Source organism: Enterobacter cloacae complex sp. P13B (assembly GCF_014895915.1).
Taxonomy (GTDB): Bacteria; Pseudomonadota; Gammaproteobacteria; order Enterobacterales; family Enterobacteriaceae; genus Enterobacter; species Enterobacter bugandensis.
This window is the reverse complement of the sequence record NZ_JADBQN010000011.1, coordinates 1,896-4,712: the sequence shown is the minus strand read 5'-3', so window position 1 is coordinate 4,712 and position 2,817 is coordinate 1,896. Positions and strand designations below refer to the sequence as shown.

The following is a 2,817-nucleotide window of genomic DNA, read 5'->3' as shown; positions in this document are numbered from 1 at the left end:
TCAGGGAGAACTCATCTCGGGGCAAGTTTCGTGCTTAGATGCTTTCAGCACTTATCTCTTCCGCATTTAGCTACCGGGCAGTGCCATTGGCATGACAACCCGAACACCAGTGATGCGTCCACTCCGGTCCTCTCGTACTAGGAGCAGCCCCCCTCAATTCTCCAGCGCCCACGGCAGATAGGGACCGAACTGTCTCACGACGTTCTAAACCCAGCTCGCGTACCACTTTAAATGGCGAACAGCCATACCCTTGGGACCTACTTCAGCCCCAGGATGTGATGAGCCGACATCGAGGTGCCAAACACCGCCGTCGATATGAACTCTTGGGCGGTATCAGCCTGTTATCCCCGGAGTACCTTTTATCCGTTGAGCGATGGCCCTTCCATTCAGAACCACCGGATCACTATGACCTGCTTTCGCACCTGCTCGAGCCGTCACTCTCGCAGTCAAGCTAGCTTATGCCATTGCACTAACCTCCTGATGTCCGACCAGGATTAGCTAACCTTCGTGCTCCTCCGTTACTCTTTGGGAGGAGACCGCCCCAGTCAAACTACCCACCAGACACTGTCCGCAACCCGGATCACGGGTCCACGTTAGAACACCAGCCATTAAAGGGTGGTATTTCAAGGACGGCTCCACGCAGACTGGCGTCCACGCTTCAAAGCCTCCCACCTATCCTACACATCAAGGACCAGTGTTCAGTGTCAAGCTATAGTAAAGGTTCACGGGGTCTTTCCGTCTTGCCGCGGGTACACTGCATCTTCACAGCGAGTTCAATTTCACTGAGTCTCGGGTGGAGACAGCCTGGCCATCATTACGCCATTCGTGCAGGTCGGAACTTACCCGACAAGGAATTTCGCTACCTTAGGACCGTTATAGTTACGGCCGCCGTTTACCGGGGCTTCGATCAAGAGCTTCGCGTTGCCGCTAACCCCATCAATTAACCTTCCGGCACCGGGCAGGCGTCACACCGTATACGTCCACTTTCGTGTTTGCACAGTGCTGTGTTTTTAATAAACAGTTGCAGCCAGCTGGTATCTTCGACTGATTTCAGCTCCGCCCGCAGGGGCTTCACCTACATATCAGCGTGCCTTCTCCCGAAGTTACGGCACCATTTTGCCTAGTTCCTTCACCCGAGTTCTCTCAAGCGCCTTGGTATTCTCTACCTGACCACCTGTGTCGGTTTGGGGTACGATTTCGTGTTACCTGATGCTTAGAGGCTTTTCCTGGAAGCAGGGCATTTATCACTTCAGCACCGTAGTGCCTCGTCATCACGCCTCAGTGTTAAAGTGAACCGGATTTGCCTGGAACACACACCTACACGCTTAAACCGGGACAACCGTCGCCCGGCTGACATAGCCTTCTCCGTCCCCCCTTCGCAGTAACACCAAGTACAGGAATATTAACCTGTTTCCCATCGACTACGCCTTTCGGCCTCGCCTTAGGGGTCGACTCACCCTGCCCCGATTAACGTTGGACAGGAACCCTTGGTCTTCCGGCGAGCGGGCTTTTCACCCGCTTTATCGTTACTTATGTCAGCATTCGCACTTCTGATACCTCCAGCATGCCTCACAGCACACCTTCAACGGCTTACAGAACGCTCCCCTACCCAACAACGCATAAGCGTCGCTGCCGCAGCTTCGGTGCATGGTTTAGCCCCGTTACATCTTCCGCGCAGGCCGACTCGACCAGTGAGCTATTACGCTTTCTTTAAATGATGGCTGCTTCTAAGCCAACATCCTGGCTGTCTGTGCCTTCCCACATCGTTTCCCACTTAACCATGACTTTGGGACCTTAGCTGGCGGTCTGGGTTGTTTCCCTCTTCACGACGGACGTTAGCACCCGCCGTGTGTCTCCCGTGATAACATTCTTCGGTATTCGTAGTTTGCATCGGGTTGGTAAGCCGGGATGGCCCCCTAGCCGAAACAGTGCTCTACCCCCGAAGATGAGTTCACGAGGCGCTACCTAAATAGCTTTCGGGGAGAACCAGCTATCTCCCGGTTTGATTGGCCTTTCACCCCCAGCCACAGGTCATCCGCTAATTTTTCAACATTAGTCGGTTCGGTCCTCCAGTTAGTGTTACCCAACCTTCAACCTGCCCATGGCTAGATCACCGGGTTTCGGGTCTATACCCTGCAACTTAACGCCCAGTTAAGACTCGGTTTCCCTGCGGCTCCCCTATACGGTTAACCTTGCTACAGAATATAAGTCGCTGACCCATTATACAAAAGGTACGCAGTCACACCCGAAGGTGCTCCCACTGCTTGTACGTACACGGTTTCAGGTTCTTTTTCACTCCCCTCGCCGGGGTTCTTTTCGCCTTTCCCTCACGGTACTGGTTCACTATCGGTCAGTCAGGAGTATTTAGCCTTGGAGGATGGTCCCCCCATATTCAGACAGGATACCACGTGTCCCGCCCTACTCTTCGAGTTCACAACCTGTGCATTTTCGTGTACGGGACTGTCACCCTGTACCGTGCGACTTTCCAGACGCTTCCACTAACACACAAGCTGATTCAGACTCCGGGCTGCTCCCCGTTCGCTCGCCGCTACTGGGGGAATCTCGGTTGATTTCTTTTCCTCGGGGTACTTAGATGTTTCAGTTCCCCCGGTTCGCCTCGTTAACCTATGTATTCAGTTAACGATAGTGTGACGGATCACACTGGGTTTCCCCATTCGGACATCGACGGGTCAAAGGTTCATATCACCTCGCCGTCGCTTTTCGCAGATTAGCACGTCCTTCATCGCCTCTGACTGCCAGGGCATCCACCGTGTACGCTTAGTCGCTTAACCTCACAACCCGAAGATGTTTCACTTC

At 53.7% G+C, this 2,817-nt stretch carries 1 rRNA gene; it reads right to left on the bottom strand.

Features of this window, described 5'->3' with window-relative positions:
- Positions 1–2,792: ribosomal RNA gene (locus tag IM273_RS07130) — 23S ribosomal RNA — on the bottom strand; the annotation flags it as partial.
- Positions 2,793–2,817: the final 25 nt, after the last annotated feature.